Annotated in this window: 15 protein-coding genes, 1 tRNA gene and 1 pseudogene; 10 read left to right on the top strand and 7 right to left on the bottom strand. The window is 72.1% G+C overall.

Going from position 1 to position 15,906, the window contains the following annotated elements; genetic code table 11:
- Positions 1 to 113 precede the first annotated feature (113 nt).
- The 5 genes and pseudogenes from ACWF9Z_RS26265 to ACWF9Z_RS26245 form a co-directional block, all read left to right on the top strand.
- A pseudogene (locus ACWF9Z_RS26265) lies at positions 114 to 419 on the top strand (cyclic pyranopterin monophosphate synthase MoaC); the annotation flags it as partial.
- Positions 416 to 1,018, top strand: a complete 603-nt coding sequence (locus tag ACWF9Z_RS26260; RefSeq protein ID WP_453605771.1) for a MogA/MoaB family molybdenum cofactor biosynthesis protein — start codon at positions 416 to 418, stop codon at positions 1,016 to 1,018. The pseudogene ACWF9Z_RS26265 and the gene ACWF9Z_RS26260, both read left to right, overlap by 4 nt.
- 17 nt (positions 1,019 to 1,035) lie before the next feature.
- Entirely contained in the window at positions 1,036 to 1,650 is a 615-nt protein-coding gene (locus tag ACWF9Z_RS26255) for a GNAT family N-acetyltransferase (protein ID WP_453605769.1), read from the top strand.
- 160 nt (positions 1,651 to 1,810) lie between these two features.
- Positions 1,811 to 2,824 carry a divisome protein SepX/GlpR gene (gene sepX / locus ACWF9Z_RS26250; protein WP_453605767.1) on the top strand — a complete coding sequence of 338 codons (1,014 nt, stop codon included), beginning with the start codon at positions 1,811 to 1,813 and terminating at the stop codon, positions 2,822 to 2,824.
- A 78-nt stretch (positions 2,825 to 2,902) separates the two neighbouring features.
- Positions 2,903 to 2,976: transfer RNA gene (locus tag ACWF9Z_RS26245), tRNA-Ala, on the top strand.
- Positions 2,977 to 3,175: 199 nt separating this feature from the next.
- On the opposite strand, the gene ACWF9Z_RS26240 is transcribed toward ACWF9Z_RS26245, so the two are convergent.
- From ACWF9Z_RS26240 to ACWF9Z_RS26215, 6 genes are all read right to left on the bottom strand, one after another.
- Positions 3,176 to 4,264, bottom strand: coding sequence for a sugar phosphate nucleotidyltransferase (locus ACWF9Z_RS26240; RefSeq protein WP_453605765.1), 1,089 nt, complete (start codon positions 4,262 to 4,264; stop codon positions 3,176 to 3,178).
- Positions 4,265 to 4,339: 75 nt separating this feature from the next.
- Entirely contained in the window at positions 4,340 to 5,584 is a 1,245-nt protein-coding gene (locus ACWF9Z_RS26235; protein WP_453605764.1) for a glycoside hydrolase family 113, read from the bottom strand.
- Between the two features lie 26 nt (positions 5,585 to 5,610).
- Positions 5,611 to 7,059: a glycosyltransferase family 2 protein gene (locus ACWF9Z_RS26230; protein WP_453605762.1), complete on the bottom strand. Its 1,449-nt coding sequence runs from the start codon at positions 7,057 to 7,059 to the stop codon at positions 5,611 to 5,613.
- 42 nt (positions 7,060 to 7,101) lie between these two features.
- Entirely contained in the window at positions 7,102 to 7,977 is an 876-nt protein-coding gene (locus tag ACWF9Z_RS26225; RefSeq protein ID WP_453605760.1) for a hypothetical protein, read from the bottom strand.
- 138 nt (positions 7,978 to 8,115) lie between these two features.
- Positions 8,116 to 9,495 carry a glycoside hydrolase family 26 protein gene (locus tag ACWF9Z_RS26220; RefSeq protein WP_453605758.1) on the bottom strand — a complete coding sequence of 460 codons (1,380 nt, stop codon included), beginning with the start codon at positions 9,493 to 9,495 and terminating at the stop codon, positions 8,116 to 8,118.
- 423 nt (positions 9,496 to 9,918) lie between these two features.
- Positions 9,919 to 10,416, bottom strand: coding sequence for a GNAT family N-acetyltransferase (locus ACWF9Z_RS26215; protein ID WP_453605756.1), 498 nt, complete (start codon positions 10,414 to 10,416; stop codon positions 9,919 to 9,921).
- Positions 10,417 to 10,454: 38 nt separating this feature from the next.
- Between ACWF9Z_RS26215 and ACWF9Z_RS26210 the strand changes: the two genes are divergently transcribed.
- On the top strand, positions 10,455 to 11,258 hold the full coding sequence (locus ACWF9Z_RS26210; RefSeq protein ID WP_453605754.1) for an exodeoxyribonuclease III: 804 nt from the start codon (positions 10,455 to 10,457) through the stop codon (positions 11,256 to 11,258).
- Here the strand turns inward: ACWF9Z_RS26210 and ACWF9Z_RS26205 are convergent.
- Complete coding sequence (locus ACWF9Z_RS26205) at positions 11,240 to 11,899, bottom strand: MerR family transcriptional regulator (protein WP_453605752.1); 660 nt, start codon at positions 11,897 to 11,899, stop codon at positions 11,240 to 11,242. The two genes, ACWF9Z_RS26210 and ACWF9Z_RS26205, sit on opposite strands and share 19 nt — an antisense overlap.
- Before the next feature lie 246 nt (positions 11,900 to 12,145).
- On the opposite strand from ACWF9Z_RS26205, the gene ACWF9Z_RS26200 reads away from it, so the two are divergent.
- The 4 genes from ACWF9Z_RS26200 (at position 12,146) to ACWF9Z_RS26185 (ending at position 15,780) form a co-directional block, all read left to right on the top strand.
- Entirely contained in the window at positions 12,146 to 13,711 is a 1,566-nt protein-coding gene (locus ACWF9Z_RS26200; RefSeq protein ID WP_453605841.1) for a flavin-containing monooxygenase, read from the top strand.
- Positions 13,708 to 14,652: an alpha/beta fold hydrolase gene (locus tag ACWF9Z_RS26195; RefSeq protein ID WP_453605750.1), complete on the top strand. Its 945-nt coding sequence runs from the start codon at positions 13,708 to 13,710 to the stop codon at positions 14,650 to 14,652. Before ACWF9Z_RS26200 ends, ACWF9Z_RS26195 begins: the two co-directional genes overlap by 4 nt.
- Positions 14,649 to 15,533, top strand: coding sequence for an SDR family oxidoreductase (locus ACWF9Z_RS26190; RefSeq protein WP_453605748.1), 885 nt, complete (start codon positions 14,649 to 14,651; stop codon positions 15,531 to 15,533). Before ACWF9Z_RS26195 ends, ACWF9Z_RS26190 begins: the two co-directional genes overlap by 4 nt.
- A 79-nt stretch (positions 15,534 to 15,612) precedes the next feature.
- The gene (locus ACWF9Z_RS26185; protein ID WP_453605746.1) at positions 15,613 to 15,780 is read left to right on the top strand and encodes a hypothetical protein; all 168 of its coding nucleotides are present in this window, start codon (positions 15,613 to 15,615) and stop codon (positions 15,778 to 15,780) included.
- Positions 15,781 to 15,906: the final 126 nt, after the last annotated feature.

Raw genomic sequence — 15,906 nt, 5'->3', positions numbered from 1 at the left:
TCTCTCCACACACCACCCCCGCGCGGCGGGGGGGGCCGCGGGCCGGTGTGCGGTCCCCCCCTGGGGGGGGGGGGGGGGGGGCGGGCGGGGGCCCCCCCCGGGCCCCCCCCCCCCCCACCGCGCGGATCGCCGGGATCATGGGGGCGAAGAAGACCCCCGACCTGATCCCGCTGTGCCACCCGCTCGCGGTCTCCGGCGTCAAGGTCGACCTGTCGGTCACCGACGACGCCGTCGAGATCCTCGCCACCGTCAAGACCACCGACCGCACCGGCGTCGAGATGGAGGCGCTGACCGCCGTCGCGGTCGCCGGGCTCACCGTCGTCGACATGGTCAAGGCCGTGGACAAGGGCGCGGTCATCACGGACGTGCGGGTCGAGGAGAAGACGGGCGGCAAGTCCGGCGACTGGGCCCGCTCGTGAACGCCCCGCGCGGCGGCGAGGTCCACAGCCACAGCCACGGCCCGGGCCACGCACCGCGGTCCGGGCGGGAGCCGGCCGCGGCTCCGGCCGCGGGCTCCCCGCGCGCGCTGGTGGTCACGGCCTCCAACCGGGCCTCGCAGGGCGTGTACGCGGACCGGGGCGGCCCCGTGCTCGCCGAGGGGCTCCGCTCGCTCGGCTTCGCGGTCGACGGCCCGCGCGTCGTCCCCGACGGGGACCCCGTGGAGGCGGCGCTGCGCGAGGGCGTGGCCGCCGGGTACGACGTCATCCTGACCACCGGCGGCACCGGGATCTCCCCGACCGACCGGACCCCGGACGCCACCGCCCGCGTACTGGACTACGAGATCCCGGGCATCCCGCAGGCCATCCGCGCCGAGTCCCTGGCCCAGGTGCCGACCGCGGCGCTGTCGCGGGGACTGGCGGGCGTGGCCGGACACACCCTGATCGTGAACCTGCCGGGCTCGACGGGCGGGGTCCGCGACGGGATCGCGGTCCTGTCCCGGATCCTGCCCCACGCCGTCGACCAGATCCGGGGCGGAGACCACCCGCGGCCGGCCGACAGACCCGGGAGCGCGAGCTGAACGGCCCCTCCTGGCCGGTGGTGCTGGCGGACGGCGACGTCACCCTCCGGCCGATAAAGCTGCGGGACCAGACCGCCTGGCGCGAGGTCAACCGCCGCAACCGCGACTGGCTGCGCCCGTGGGAGGCGACCATCCCGCCGCCCGCGCCCTGGGGGCCGGTGGTCCAGCGCCCGACGTACCGCCAGATGGTCCGCCACCTGCGGGCGGAGGCGAACGCGGGGCGCATGCTGCCCTTCGTCATCGAGTACCAGGGGCGCCTGGTGGGCCAGCTGACGGTCGCCGGGATCACCTGGGGCTCGATGTGCGCCGGCCACGTCGGCTACTGGGTGGACCGCGAGGTGGCGGGCCGAGGGGTCATGCCGACGGCGGTCGCCCTGGCGGTGGACCACTGCTTCACGAAGGTCGGACTGCACCGGATCGAGGTGTGCATCCGCCCGGAGAACGGCCCGAGCCGTCGGGTGGTGGAGAAGCTCGGTTTCCGCGAGGAGGGTCTGCGGCCGCGCTACCTGCACATCGACGGCGCGTGGCGGGACCACCTCGTGTACGCGCTGACGGCGGAGGAGGTGCGGGAGGGACTCCTGCGCCGCTGGCACCGGCAGCGCCACTCGCACGGCCCCGCGTCCCAGAGTTAATGTAAATCCGATATGTGTTCGAATTCTTTCGGTCAGCGACCGATTCGCCCATAACCTGATCCGAGAAATCACAAAAAAAGTCCGTGATATCAGCGAGATCGTGCGACACGCCGTCCCAATTGGCGGATCCGCCCGCCCGCGCCCCTCTACGGTGTGGGGTGTGAGCAGCAGCGGCCTCATCTACGCAGTCATTGTCGGGGCCTGGGCCGCCTACTTGGTGCCCATGTGGCTCCGGAGGCAGGACGAGCTGAACGAAGCCCGTCCGACGGAACGCTTCTCCACCGCCATCCGGCTGCTTTCCGGCCGGGCGGGAATGGAGCGCCGTTACGCCAAGGGGCTGCGTGAGCGCGGTGACGAGGAGGCGCGACACCAGCCCCCCGCGGACCCGGACGCGGCGACGGAAACGGTGCATTCCGTGGACGTCGACGACGCCCGGGCCGTCGTCGTGCCCGCGCCGACCCGGGCGGAGCCGAGAGCGGCCGCCTCGGAGCGGGCGGACCGGGCCGAACGGGCCCGCCGCGAGCAGCGCCTGGTCGTCCTGGCCCGGCGCCGGCGCACCACCGCGCTGCTCTTCCTGATCTTCACCCTCGGCGCCGTCGTGGCCGCCGTCGGCGGACTCCGGTACCTGTGGGCCCCCGCCCTCCCCGCCCTGCTGCTGAGCACGTACATCGTGCACCTGCGGGTCCAGGAGCGGCGGCGCTACGAGTTCACGATGGACCGGCGGCGTGCCGAGGCGGCCGCCCGCCGGCTCCGCGAGAACCGCCCGCGCGGCCGCGAGTCCGAGGCCGCGGCCGGCTCCGACCCGGACCCCGCGCCACCGGTCTCCCCCCAGGAGGCCGGCCGGCGCGCCCTGGTCGAGCAGACCGACCACGCGGAGTGGGTGGACCAGCAGCGCGAGCGCGAGCGCGGCCCCGCCCGCGGTGACAGCTGGGAGCCCGTCCCGGTCCCGCTGCCGACGTACGTGACGGCCCCGGTGGCCCCGCGCGCCACGGGCGGCCCGGCGGCCCCGGACGCCTGGAGCGCGACCCGCTCCAGCACGGCCGAGCCGACGGAACCGCGCCTGCGCGCCCAGCCGGCGCCCCCGGCGTCCCGTCCCCGCGCGCGTGACGCGGCCCGTACGCCGCTGTTCGACCAGTACGAGGGCGACGAGCGGCCGCGCGCCGCGAACGAGTGATCGGTGACCTGCACGGACGCTCCCCGGTATCGGTTTTGGAGCACCAGCGCAGGGATGCTAATGTTTCACACGTCGCAAGGGCCTGTGGCGCAGTCTGGTAGCGCACCTCGTTCGCATCGAGGGGGTCTGGGGTTCAAATCCCCACAGGTCCACAAACGACAGTTCCTGAGTAGCTCTCAGGAAACGTCACGAGATCCCGTTCAGCCGAGAGGCTGGGCGGGATCTCGGCGTTTGCGGGGTGTGTTCGGGCTGCCGAAGGGTGGTCGAAGAGGGCCCGGGCGGCGCCGGGAACGGACGAGCGGCTCCCCGCCCGGTCCGGGTGGGGAGCCGCTCGGACCGGGCGGGGAGGCGTCAGGCCATGACCGGGGCGGAGACGCGGACGGCCTGGGCGGGCAGGCTGACACCGCAGTCGATCCGCAGGCCGGCCGGGAGCTCGTTGTAGGGGCCCACCTCCGCGCCGTCGCCGACGACGGCCTCGCGCACCGCGGACCCGGCGCCCACGGAGGCCTGGCGGCCGACCACGGAGCGGTGCACGTGGGCGCCCCGGGCGACCACGGCGCCCGGCAGGACGACGCTGCCGTCGACTTCGGCGCCGGCCTCGACCACGGCGCCCTCGCACACCACGGTGCCGCCGCTCAGGACCGCCAGCTCGTGCACCTGGGCACCGGACAGGACGAGTGCGTCCCCGACGGGGCCGGGCAGGGCGGGGGAGTCGATCAGACCGCGTACCAGGTCCGCCGACCCCTTGACGAAGGCCGCCGGGGTGCCGAGGTCCAGCCAGTAGCTGTCGTCGGCGACACCGCGGAGGTAGCCGCCCGAGGCCAGCAGGCCGGGGAAGGTCTCGCGTTCGACGGACACCTCACGGCCGGCCGGGATGGTGTCGATGACCGAGCGGGTGAAGACGTAGCAGCCCGCGTTGATCTGGTCGGTGATGATCTGTTCCGGGGTCTGCGGCTTCTCCAGGAACGCCAGGACGCGGCCGTCGGGGCCGGTCGGCACCAGGCCGAAGGCCCGCGGGTCGTCGACCCGGGTCAGGTGGAGGCTCACGTCGGCGCCGGAGGCCTTGTGGCCGTCCCGCAGGGCCGCGATGTCCAGGCCCGAGAGGATGTCCCCGTTGAACACCAGGACCGGGTCACCCGGCGCGCTCGTGAGGTGCTCGGCGGCGTTGCGTATCGCCCCGCCGGTGCCGAGGGGCGCCTCCTCGGTGACGTAGACCAGCTCCAGGCCGAGGCCGGAACCGTCTCCGTACTCCTGCTCGAAGAGCTCGGCGAGGTAGGAGGTGGCGAGGACGACGCGGGTGACTCCGGCCTTCGCCGCACGGGCCAGCTGGTGGGTGAGGAAGGGCACCCCGGCCACCCGCAGCAGGGGCTTGGGGGTGAAAACAGTCAGCGGGCGCAGTCGAGTGCCCTTGCCGCCGACGAGGAGGATCGCCTCGCTCATTTCAGTTTCTGCCTTCGGTCAGGAGGTGCGACTCTCGTCGGGTTCACGTGCGCAACCAAGGAGCCGAGAGGTGTGTCAGGGGCTGGGAGTGAGCGTGTAGTCCGAGCCGAAGCAGTCCCGGATGACCTTTTCGGAGTCCGGACGCCCGGCGAAGTGAAGGCGCGACGCGCTGCCGTCAGGCTTGGCCAGCGGGTTGTCGTCGAAGTAGATCGACCACCAGTAGACGCCCTTCATCTTGCGCTCCTTGACGACCCGGCAGACGGCGTCGTACCAGTTGGCCTGCACCTGGGTGTTGAGGGCGCGCGTGGTGTAGAAGTCCCCCGGGTAGTGGTAGGCGCCCGTCATCGCGCCGATACCGGCCTCGGAGATCACGATCTCGGGGAGGGGACCGGTGGTCTTCTTGTCCAGCCAGCCGTTCCATCCCTTGACCAGGTCCTCCACCGGTGCGTCGTCGGGCACCTTCACGGGGAAGTAGGCGTCGACACCGAGCTGTTCGACCGGCATGTTGATCCGGCCCGCCACGTAGTTGTCGTAGTTGGCGTCGTAGCCGATCTCGCCCGAGTAGATCTTCTCCGCCGCCGTGGCGAGGGCCTTCCAGTGCGGATCGCCCTCGAGGGAGTTGAGCTCGGTCGCCAGCGTGAAGGAGGCGACGTTGTGCTTCTGCGCCACGGTCAGGAACGGGCCGAGGAACTTCGTGTACGAGGCGAACCAGGCGTCCCGGTCGGACGGCTTGATGTTGCCGCGCCAGTTGGGCATGCCGCCGAGGGACTTCTCGTCCAGCAGCGGGCGCAGGGTCGTGCGCAGCCCCGCCTCCTGGAACACCTGGAGCACGGCTTCGAGGCGCTCGGGGCTCGGCGTACGGGGGCCGGCGGCCGTCTCCGTCGAGGTGCTGGTACCGGTGAAGAAGGGGAAGGAGAGCGAGACCGAGTTCGCCTTCAGGTCGATCAGGTACTTCGCCTGGACCTTCGCCTTTTCCGTCAGGTAGGCGGTGGTCTGCTCGGGGTCGTCCTCCCAGTAGATCTGCACGCCCCATTGCGGCAGGCCGGCCTTCCACGGCTTGGCCACCGTGGCGGTCGGAGCCGACGCGATCACGGCCGCGGCCGCGTCGGCGGCCTTGGTCTCGGCGGACGGCTTGTTGTCGCTCGCCGCCTTGCGCGCCGCCTCGGCGCGGATCTGCTCGTTGCTCACGACCAGATGGGGCAGGGCGGACCCGGCCGACCACCGCAGGGGATGGTTGCCGAACAGCAGCGGCGCGATGATCACGCCGGCGATGACCGTGACCGGGAAGACCGCGAGGAGGGGGATGCGAGAGCGTGTCATGGAAGGAGGGGTTCCTCGGGGAAGGGTCAGGCGGGCTTGGCGATGACGACGAACTTGTTCTCTTCACGCCGCACGAATTTGATGAATCCGCGGAATCCGCCGAGTCCTTCCAGAATCGAGAACAGGGGTATGAGGCCGACGACGACCATCGGCTCCCACCACTTGCGCCGGCCGCTGATGGAGACCAGGGCGTTCAGCCGCAGGCCCTCCCAGTACGTCCAGACCACATAGGCGAAGTTGAGCGACCACAGCACGACGACGGACTGGGCCACCGGTGAGGTGTTCATGTTGCCGGTGAACCAGGCGATCAGCAGGACCGCGCCGATGTGCTGGAGCGGGCCGAGGATCCAGGTGGTCACACAGATCGCCAGGAACCAGCGGTAGCGCAGCGGAATGGTCCGGTTGAAGCAGAGGGCGACCAGGCCCCAGGCCCAGCGCTCGCGCTGCTTGATGAAGTCACGGGCGGTGGCCGGCGAAGCGCCGTAGCAGCGGCCGTTGAACCAGTCGCTGCGCCCGGGGTACAGGCGGCAGAAGTTCAGGGCCAGCTGGGCGTCCTCGACGATGGCCTTCGGGCCGAAGTCCCACCCGATGGTCGCCTCGATGTTGGCGCGCAGCAGGAGCAGCTCGCCGTGCACGCCCGCCACGGGGGTGCCCGTGCCGGTCAGCGCCCGGAAGCGGGCGATGTCGTCGGCGGGGCGCACCGCGTCGGCGAGCCAGGTGAACATGTTGACCGCGTTCTCACGCGGGTAGGTCAGGATGCCCTGCGCCATGTGCTTGGTCTCGTCCGGGTGCGCCCTGCGCTGCCGGTTGATGAACTGGGCGACGGCGGCGGCGGTGTCCGGGCCGACCGCCGTGTCGTCGTCCATGTGGAGGACCCAGACGTTCTCCAGGGCCTCCTCCTCGGCGATGCGCAGCTCGTGCGAGTAGTGGTTGGCGCGGGCCTTGAAGCGGGTGCCGTTGGCGGTGGCGTACGCCTTCGGCACGGAGACGACGCGGATCAGCGGGCTCCGGTCCTCCAGTTCCTGGATCCGCTCCGCCGCCTCGCAGCCCTCCTCGGTGAGCACGTCGATCCGCAGGTGCGGGAAGTAGTTCGGCAGGTGCTCCACGTACGACAGGACCGACCGCTCCAGCGCCGGGTAGGTGTCGTGCCGCCCGATGGTCGGGACCAGGGCGATCAGGAAGTCGTCCTCGGCGGGGGCCGCCGGGACCATCTCGTCGGAGCGCCTCACCCGGCGCCGGATCAGGAGCGCGCCCTGGAGACCGACCATCACGCCGACCACCGGCAGCGACCAGACGATCGTCAGCACCCACGCCATCGGAGTGCTGTTCGGCAGGTACGACCACATGCCGAAACCGAGCAGCACCAGGAACGGGATGAGGAACGGCAGGATGCCGGGCTTCCACGAGGCGTGGCGCTGCACCATCCTGGCCCCGTGCCGGGTGGTTGAAATGTCCGCGCGGGTGGTGGCGGTCATTGGACGGTTCTCCGAGTGAGGCGACATGGAACGGACCGGTGGCTAGTTGCCGGCCTGCGGCGACTGGGGCGACTGCGGCGACTGCGCTCCGGGGTACGGGGCGGCGGGCTGCTGCTGCGGCTGCTGATAGGGGTTCGGGAACGGCTGGGGCGCCTGGGGCGCCTGCGGGCCCGGAGGGGTCTGCTGCCCCGGCTGCGGGTAGCCGTAGTGGCCCTGCTGCGGGTATCCGTAGGTGCCCTGGGCCGGCGGAGAGCCGTACGGGCCCTGCGGCGGGAGCTGCTGCGCCTGCGGCGGCAGTTGCTGGGCGGCCTGGGGCGGCTGCTGGGCCTGCGGCTGCTGGGCCTGCTGGGCCTGCTGTGCCTGCTGTGCCTGGTGGGCCAGCTGGGCTTCCTGGGCCTGCTGGGTCCAGCGGTTGGTCGGCGGCACCCACGGCTCGTACACGGCGGCTTCCTTGATCAGCAGGATGACCAGCGTCGTGGTGATGATCACCCCGGCGCTGAACGTCGCCAGCTTCAGGTTGCCCTCGGTGGTGTCCAGGAACCAGCCCTGCTGGCGGCTGTCGAACAGGGCGCCGGTGAGGCTGCGCAGCCTGTTGTAGCCCTCGATGAGCGCGGCGCCGCAGGCGAGGCCGCGGGCCCAGGAGTTGGCCCGCAGGATCAGCAGGCCGGCTATGACGTACACCACGGCCCAGTTCAGGTTGCCGGTGTCCGCACGGCCGGAGCCGTCACTGAGGCCGTAGTACACGATCCCCTTGGCGAAGTCGGCGACGCCGACCTGCCAGAAGCAGCTGTACGAGGCCCAGCAGAGCAGTACGACTGCCCAGGCCAGGGCCATGTAGGCGGCGACCCGGTGCATGCGCGGTACTTCGAGGGAAGCTCGGCCGGAGGCCGAACCCGTGGTGCCGGATATGACTCTCACCTCGTCTGGAATAGCTGGATGGGAAGCAGGAGCTGGACGGTCGGTTGCGCGATTCTCCCCGCGCAATCGTTCGCATTGTCGCAGCGCGGTGTCGAGTTCAGGTGTCCGAGGGCACGAAACCGGCCGGGACGGTACCTGTCACTTCGGCCGCAGCGACTCCCAAATCCGTCCTGAATCGCCCGAATTCGGTCCTCCGGTCAGGATGCGCGGAGAGCCGTACGTCGCCGCCACGTCAGCGGTGGTGTTCGTGTCCTGGGGCCCCGAGAGGTTCTTCTGCGTGAGGCCCTGGCCCCACACCGTCCAGATGACCCAGGGGGTCTTCTCCAGCGTCCGGGGCTGGGCGCTGCCGACCGGTACGTGGAAGGACTCGGCCATCATCCGCGGCTTGCGGTAGTCGGCCAGGCCGTCGTACCACTTCTTGGTCCACACGCCGCCGCCGAAGGGCTTCTGGGGGCTGCCGCTGTAGTCGTCGACGCCGACGATGTCCACGTACCGCTCGCCCGGGTAGTAGTCCCAGGGCTCGTGGCCGTGGACGTGGTCCCAGGCGTTCGGGGACCAGACGAATATCAGGTTGTGCAGCGCGCGGTCCTCGACCAGGTACGCGTACAGCGTCCGCCAGAGCTTCTTGTACTGCCCGGGCGCCAGAGCGGACCACCAGAAGCCGTCCTTGGCCCCGGCGTTCATCTCGTGGTACGGGCGCAGCAGGACGGGCACGTCGTGCGCGGCGAGGTAGCCGAGGTGGTCGGCGAGGAAGGAGAGGTCGAGGAGGAGCGCCTTGTGCTCGCTCGTGCCCGGGGTCAGCAGCCGGTCGATCCAGCCGGAGTCCTTGGCGGCCGGCGAATTGCGCCGCAGCGTCTCCTGGTAGCCCTTGAGCCTGCTGCCGGGCCACGGCTGATGGAAGGACATGCCGACGAGGCCGGCCGGCTTGCCGCCGTTGCCGGGGAGCTCGGAGGCGGAGCCGTCGCTGCGGTATTCCTTGCCGTCCCCGTTGTACGTGCCGTCCTCGGCGCGCGGCAGCCCCGACCACACGCCGGTGGCGAGGTCGACGACGTCGTCGACGTACGTCCATTCCCTGCGGCCGGAGGGCCAGGCGGAGGAGTAGGAGCGCTGCCGGTCCACGCCCCAGCCCTCCGCCTCGTATCCGGGGCCGAGGTCGAGTTCGACGAATCCCGGGTACTTGCCGGTGATGTCGGCGGACTTCCGGTAGTAGTAGCCGGGCTGCTTCAGTCCCGCGTAGTCGCCGTACTCGGGATTGTTGAGCTCGTTCTGCAGCTCGACGTGCTGTCCGATGACGGTGGCGCGGGGGTGTCCGGTCCGGGCGGCGTTCTCCAGATCGGCGAGCAGGCGGAAGACGGCGCGGGCCGAGGGCGAGGCCTCGGGGTCGCGCAGCGTGAGGTCGCGGTCGACGAGTTGCCGGGCGGAGAAGGCGTCGGCGTCCTGCGAGGCCCGCAGGCCCGTGTAGCCGAGAGCTCCGATCACGGCGGCGCCGCCGCCGAGGATTGCCGTACGGCGCCTCACCCCACGCCCTCCCTGCCCCTTGATGTCCGTGTGCACCCATTGCCAGGAATCACACGGACGCGCGAGTGATGCGAAAGGCTGTGCGGGAGCAGATGTTAGCGGTCCGAACCGTGGGCGGTGGGGCGGGCCGTCCGGGCACCCGGGCGCGTACGGGGCGTTTCGCCGCTGATCAGAAGTGACTTGATGCGCGGTCGGGGCACCTGATGTGCCCTATCTCACCGCGAAAGCGTCCGTGCCGGATCCCCGGGGCGCCCGCGGCCGGTCTCCGTGGTGGGCGCCCGCGGGCGAAGTCGCCTGCGGGCGGGCGTGGTTCGGCGCCGGACGCGGGCCGGGGCGGACCGGTGGCCCGGGCGGGGTGGGGCGGAATGGCCCGGGCGGGGCCCGGGACGGGCCGCTTCGGGCCGTTTCCGGAGAGGCCGCGGGTTAGCCGGGGTTCAGGGCCTTCGTCATGCAGCGGCTGGAGTCGTGGAAGCGGTAGTGGCCGAACTTGGCCGACAGGGCGTAGCCCGAGGAGAGGTAGAGGGCGATGGCCTCCGGCTGCTGGTCGCCCGTCTCCAGGGCCATGCGCCGGCGGCCGGCCGCGCGGGCGTCGGCCTCGAGCTCGGCGAGGATGCGGCGGGCCAGGCCGAGGCCGCGGGCCTCCGGGACCACGTACATGCGCTTGAGCTCGGCGTCGCCGTCCGCGTAGCCCTCGTCGTTCGCCTCCTGCGCGCGCCACCCGCCGCTGGCTATCGCCGTGCCCGAAGCGTCGTAGGCGATGAGGTAGAGGCCCCTCGGCGGGGCGAACATCGCCGGGTCGAGGAACGTGACGTCGCCCTCGCCGTCGTAGCGCTGCTGGTATTCGATCTGCACCTGGTCGTTGAGCTTGACCGCGTCGGGGTGGTCGTACGACGTGACGCGGAGCTGGATCTCCTGAGACATCCGGACAGCCTACGGAACGCTCCGGCTATCGTGCAGGGATGCTGACCGTGACCTCCGTGAATGTGAATGGGATCCGTGCCGCGGCCAAGAAGGGGTTCTCCCCGTGGCTCGCCGGGTCGGACGCCGACGTCGTCTGCCTGCAGGAGGTGCGGGCCGAGGAGGGGCAGATTCCGGACGAGGTGCGGGCCCCCGAGGGGTGGCACACCACCTTCGCGCCGGCCGCCGCCAAGGGCCGCGCCGGGGTCGCGCTGTACACGCGCCGGGAGCCCGAGCGGGTGCGGGTCGGATTCGGGAGCGCGGAGTTCGACGACTCCGGGCGGTACCTGGAGATCGACCTGCCCGGTGTGACCGTGGCCAGCCTCTACCTGCCCTCCGGGGAGGCCGGGACCGAGAAGCAGGACGAGAAGTACCGGTTCATGGGCGAGTTCCTCGCCTACCTGAAGGAGCTGAAGGTGCGGGCCGCGGCGGACGGGCGCGAGGTCGTCGTGTGCGGCGACTGGAACATCTGCCACCGGGAAGCCGACCTGAAGAACTGGAAGACGAACCGGAAGAACGCCGGCTTCCTGCCCGAGGAGCGCGAGTGGCTCGGTGAGGTCTACGAGGGCGCCGGATACGTGGACGTCGTGCGCGCCCTGCACCCCGACACCGAGGGCCCGTACTCCTGGTGGTCCTACCGCGGGAGGGCCTTCGACAACGACGCCGGCTGGCGCATCGACCTCCAGGTGGCGACCCCGGGGCTGGCCGCCAAGGCCGTCAAGGCGTTCGTGGAGCGGGCCGAGACCCACCCCGAGCGGTGGTCCGACCACGCGCCCGTGACCGTGGTCTACGAGCTCGGGGTCTGACCGGACACCGGCGGGCGCAGGCGGTCCATCGCCATCGTGAGCTCGGCCTCGACCACGCTCTTCGCCAGCGGGCGCAGGCGCCCGACCGCCTCCTGCGAGATGTGCGCGGAGATGAGCTCGGCGAACAGGGCCGCCATCGCGTCCGCGTGCTCGCGCACCCGGCGGCCCGTCTCCAGCACGGCGGCCAGGGGCACGCCCTCGCGGACCAGCGCCGAGGAGACGTCCAGCAGCCGGCGGCTGACGTGGACGATCTCCTCCCCGTCGGTGGCGAGGTAGCCGAGGTCGAGCGAGGCCGCCAGGTTCTCCGGGGTGACCTCGCCCTCGAAGTAGTCGGCGAGGGCCTCGGGCGTCAGGCGGACCGGGGTCTCCTCGGACCAGCCGATGCCGAGCAGCTCGCCGAGCTGCCCGACGTCGCGGCCGTTCTCGAAGGCGACCGTCAGCTCCGCTATGCCGCCGAGGGTGTGGCCGCGCTCCAGCAGGGCGGCGACGGTGCGCAGCCGGGCCAGGTGGTGGTCGTCGTACCAGGCGATGCGGCCCTCGCGGCGGGGCGGCGGCAGGAGCTTGCGCTCCCGGTAGAAGCGCAGGGTGCGTACGGGGATGCCGGCGGCCTCGGCCAGCTCCTCCGTGCGGTATTCGCGCACTGTGGTCCTTGCCTCCGTCGTTCGCGCCGCGTCCTGTGCCGCGTCGTGTCGTGTGCCGCGTCGTGTGCTGCGTCCTGTGCTGCGTCGTGCGTCGCATTGTCCGGCACGTGCGCAGCCTAGGCCGTACTCGCGGTAACTTTCCCGGCCCGACCCCTACCCATGAGTACGGGCCTGCTCTACTCTCCCGATTGTGCCAGTGATTGCTGGCGCTATGGGAATCCGGAGGCGGCGGGCATGGGCGGTGGCATGGACGGGCGCGAGCACGTACGCGTGGCGGTGATCGGGTCCGGATTCGGCGGACTGGGCGCCGCCGTGCGGCTGCGACGGGAGGGGATCACCGACTTCGTCGTACTGGAGCGGGCCGACTCCGTCGGCGGGACCTGGCGCGACAACAACTACCCCGGGTGCGCCTGCGACGTGCCCTCGCACCTCTACTCCTTCTCCTTCGCGCCCAATCCGGACTGGCCGCGGACCTTCTCCGGGCAGCCCGCCATCCGGGAGTACCTGGAGCACGTGGCCGACACCTTCGGGCTGCGCCGCCACATCCGGCTGAACCACGAGGTCCGGATGATGCGCTGGGACGCGGACGCGCTGCGCTGGGAGATCGAGACCTCCGGCGGGGAGTTCACCGCCGACGTGGTCGTCTCCGCCACCGGCCCGCTGTCCGACCCGAAGATGCCGGAGGTGCCCGGGCTCGCCGGCTTCCCCGGCAAGGTCTTCCACTCCGCCCGCTGGGACCACGACTACGACCTGCGCGGCAAGCGCGTCGCCATGATCGGTACGGGCGCCTCCGCCATCCAGATCGTCCCGGCCATCGCGCCCGAGGTGGAGCGGCTCACCCTCTTCCAGCGCACCCCGCCGTGGGTGATGCCGCGCACCGACCGGGCCATCACCTCCGTGGAGCGCTGGCTCCACCGCCAGCTCCCCTTCACCCGGGCGGCGCGCCGCGGGCTGCTCTGGGGGATACGCGAGCTCCAGGTCAGCGCGTTCACCAAGCGGCCGGGCCAGCTCGGACTGGTGGAATCCCTCGCCAAGGCCAACATGGCGCGCTCCATCAAGGACCCGGCGCTGCGGGCCAAGCTGACGCCCTCGTACCGCATCGGCTGCAAGCGCATCCTCCTGTCGAGCGAGTACTACCCGGCGCTGGCCCGGCCGAACGTGGACCTCGTCGCCTCGGGGCTGAAGGAGATCCGCGGCTCCGTCCTGGTCGCCGCCGACGGGACCGAGACCGAGGCCGACGCGATCGTCTTCGGCACCGGCTTCCACGTCACCGACCTGCCGATCGCCGACCGGGTCGTCGGCGCGGAGGGGAAGACCCTCGCGGAGGTCTGGAAGGACGGGATGCAGTCGCTGCGCGGAGCCACCGCGGCCGGCTTCCCGAACTGGATGACGATCATCGGGCCGAACACCGGGCTCGGGAACAGCTCGATGATCCTCATGATCGAGTCGCAGCTGAACTACATGGCGGACTACCTGCGGCAGCTGGACGTGCTGGGGGGAAGCGGCTCGGCCGGCCGGGTCGCCCTCGCCGCCAGGCCCTCGGCGGTCAACACCTGGAACCGGCACGTCCAGGCGCGGATGGAGCGGACGGTGTGGAACACCGGCGGCTGCACCAGCTGGTACCTGGACGCTCAGGGACGCAACACCACCGTCTGGCCGGGGACCACCGGCGAGTTCCGCAAGGAGACGCTCGGCGTGGACCTGGGCGAGTACGAGGTCGTCCGCCATCGGGAGCGCGAACGGGTCCCGGCCAAGGCCCAGACCGCCGCCCCGGCCCAGGCCGCCGCCAAGACCGGGGAGAGTGCCGCGTGAGCCGCCTGACGCACGTCACCGCCGGGCGCTACGCCCCGCCGCCCGCCCGCCAGGAGCTGGTCGTCACCTCCGCCGACGGCTCCCGCCTGCACGTCGAGGTGCACGGCGAGGACGGGGCGCCGGCCGTCGTGCTCGCGCACGGCTGGACCTGTTCCACGGCCTTCTGGGCGGCGCAGATACGGGACCTGGCCGCCGACCACCGGGTCATCGCCTACGACCAGCGCGGCCACGGCCGCAGCCCGGCCGCCGCCCACGCCGCCGGCTACAGCACCACCGCGCTGGCCGACGACCTGGTCGCGGTCCTGAAAGCCACGCTCGCCCCCGGCGAGAAGGCGCTCGTCGCGGGCCACTCCATGGGCGGGATGACGGTCATGGCCGCCGCCGCCCGGCCGGAGTTCGCCGAGCACGCCGCCGCCGCGCTGCTGTGCAGCACCGGCAGCGGCCGGCTGGTCGCGGAGTCGCTGGTCCTGCCGTGGCGTCCCGGCCGCGCGAGGACCCGTGTCACCGGGGCCGTGCTCGGCGCCCGCGCCCCCCTCGGGCCCGTCACCCCCATCGCCAGGGCGGTCCTGAAGTACGCCACGATGGGCCCCGGATCGGCGCCCGACGCGGTCGAGGCCTGCGCCCGGATCGTCCACGGCTGCCCCGCCAAGGTGCGCCACGCCTGGTCCGGAGTACTGGCCGGGCTGGACCTCGACGCCCAGCTGGCCGCGCTCACCGTGCCCACCGCGGTCATCGCGGGCACGAGCGACCGGCTGACGCCGCTCGTGCACGCCCGGGGACTGGCGGCCGCGCTCCCGCACTGCGTGGGCCTCACCGAATTGACCGGGATGGGGCACATGACCCCCGTCGAGGCCCCGGAAGCCGTCACCGGCACCGTGCGCGAGCTCGCCCGGCTGTACGTCGCCCAGAACGACAACGACGCGAAGGAGAAGACGCCGTGAGTGCGCGCAGGAGTCTGGAAGGCCAGGTCGCCGTCGTCACCGGCGCCGCCCGCGGGGTCGGCGAGCTGCTCGCCCGCAAACTGTCCGCGCGCGGCGCGAAGGTCGCCCTCGTCGGCCTGGAGCCGGAAGCCCTCAAGGAGGTCTCCGAGCGGCTGCACACCGAAAGCGACCACTGGTACGCGGACGTCACCGACCACGAGGCCATGGCCAGGGTCGCGCAGGAGGTCAAGCGCCGCTTCGGCAAGGTGGACATCGTCGTCGCCAACGCGGGCGTCGCGGCCGGCGGGCCCTTCGTGGACTCCGACCCCGGCGCCTGGCGCCGGGTCATCGAGGTCAACCTCATCGGCGGGGCCGTCACCGCCCGCGCCTTCCTGCCCGTACTGATGGAGAGCCGCGGCTACTTCCTCCAGATCGCCTCGCTCGCCGCGATCACCCCGGCGCCGATGATGACCGCCTACTGCGCCTCCAAGTCGGGCGTCGAGGCCTTCGCGCACTGCCTGCGCGCCGAGGTCGGCTACAAGGGCGTCGAGGTGGGCGTCGGCTACCTGTCGTGGACCGACACCGACATGGTGCGCGGCGCCGACGAGAACGAGGTCATGCGCGAGCTGCGCCAGCGGCTGCCGTGGCCGTCGAACCGGACGTACCCGCTGGGGCCGGCCGTCGACCGGATCGTGGCGGGCATCGAGCGGCGCTCCGCGCACGTGTACGCCCAGTGGTGGCTGCGCGGCATGCAGGGGGTCCGCGGGTATCTGCCCGGGATCATCGCGACGGTCGGACAGCGGGAGATGAAGCGGTTCGAGCCGCGACTGGCCAGTGTCTCCACGGGACTCGTGGGGGCCGGCGGGGCGGCGGACGAACAGGCGCGCACACCGGGCCGTTGATCGGAAATGCGAGGTATATCCGCCTGTGCAAGCCTGGTCGGGACCCCATCCCCGGACACCCCTCCAGGAGTGAAGAAGCATGGGCATCAAGGAGCAGTTCCAGGACAAGGCGAAGAGCCTCGAGGAGAAGGCGCGGGCGGCGGCGGCCGCGGGCCGGCAGGACGAGGCCTCCGAGCGCGCCACGCGGACGGGCGACCAGGGCCAGGACAGGGCCCGGGACGCCTTCGACGAGAATTTCGACAAGTAGGCCGTTGAAGCGCACGGGCACCGGAGTGCCGAAGCGCTGAGGTGGGGCGTCGAGGGGGGGGGGGCGCGCGCCCCGCCCGCGCCCCCCCCCCCGCGCGCCCGCCCCCCCCCCCCCCCCCCCCCCCCC

The organism is Streptomyces sp. NPDC054961 (assembly GCF_053609145.1).
The sequence above is the reverse complement of the archived record's forward strand: the minus strand, read 5'-3'. Positions and strand labels throughout refer to the sequence as shown.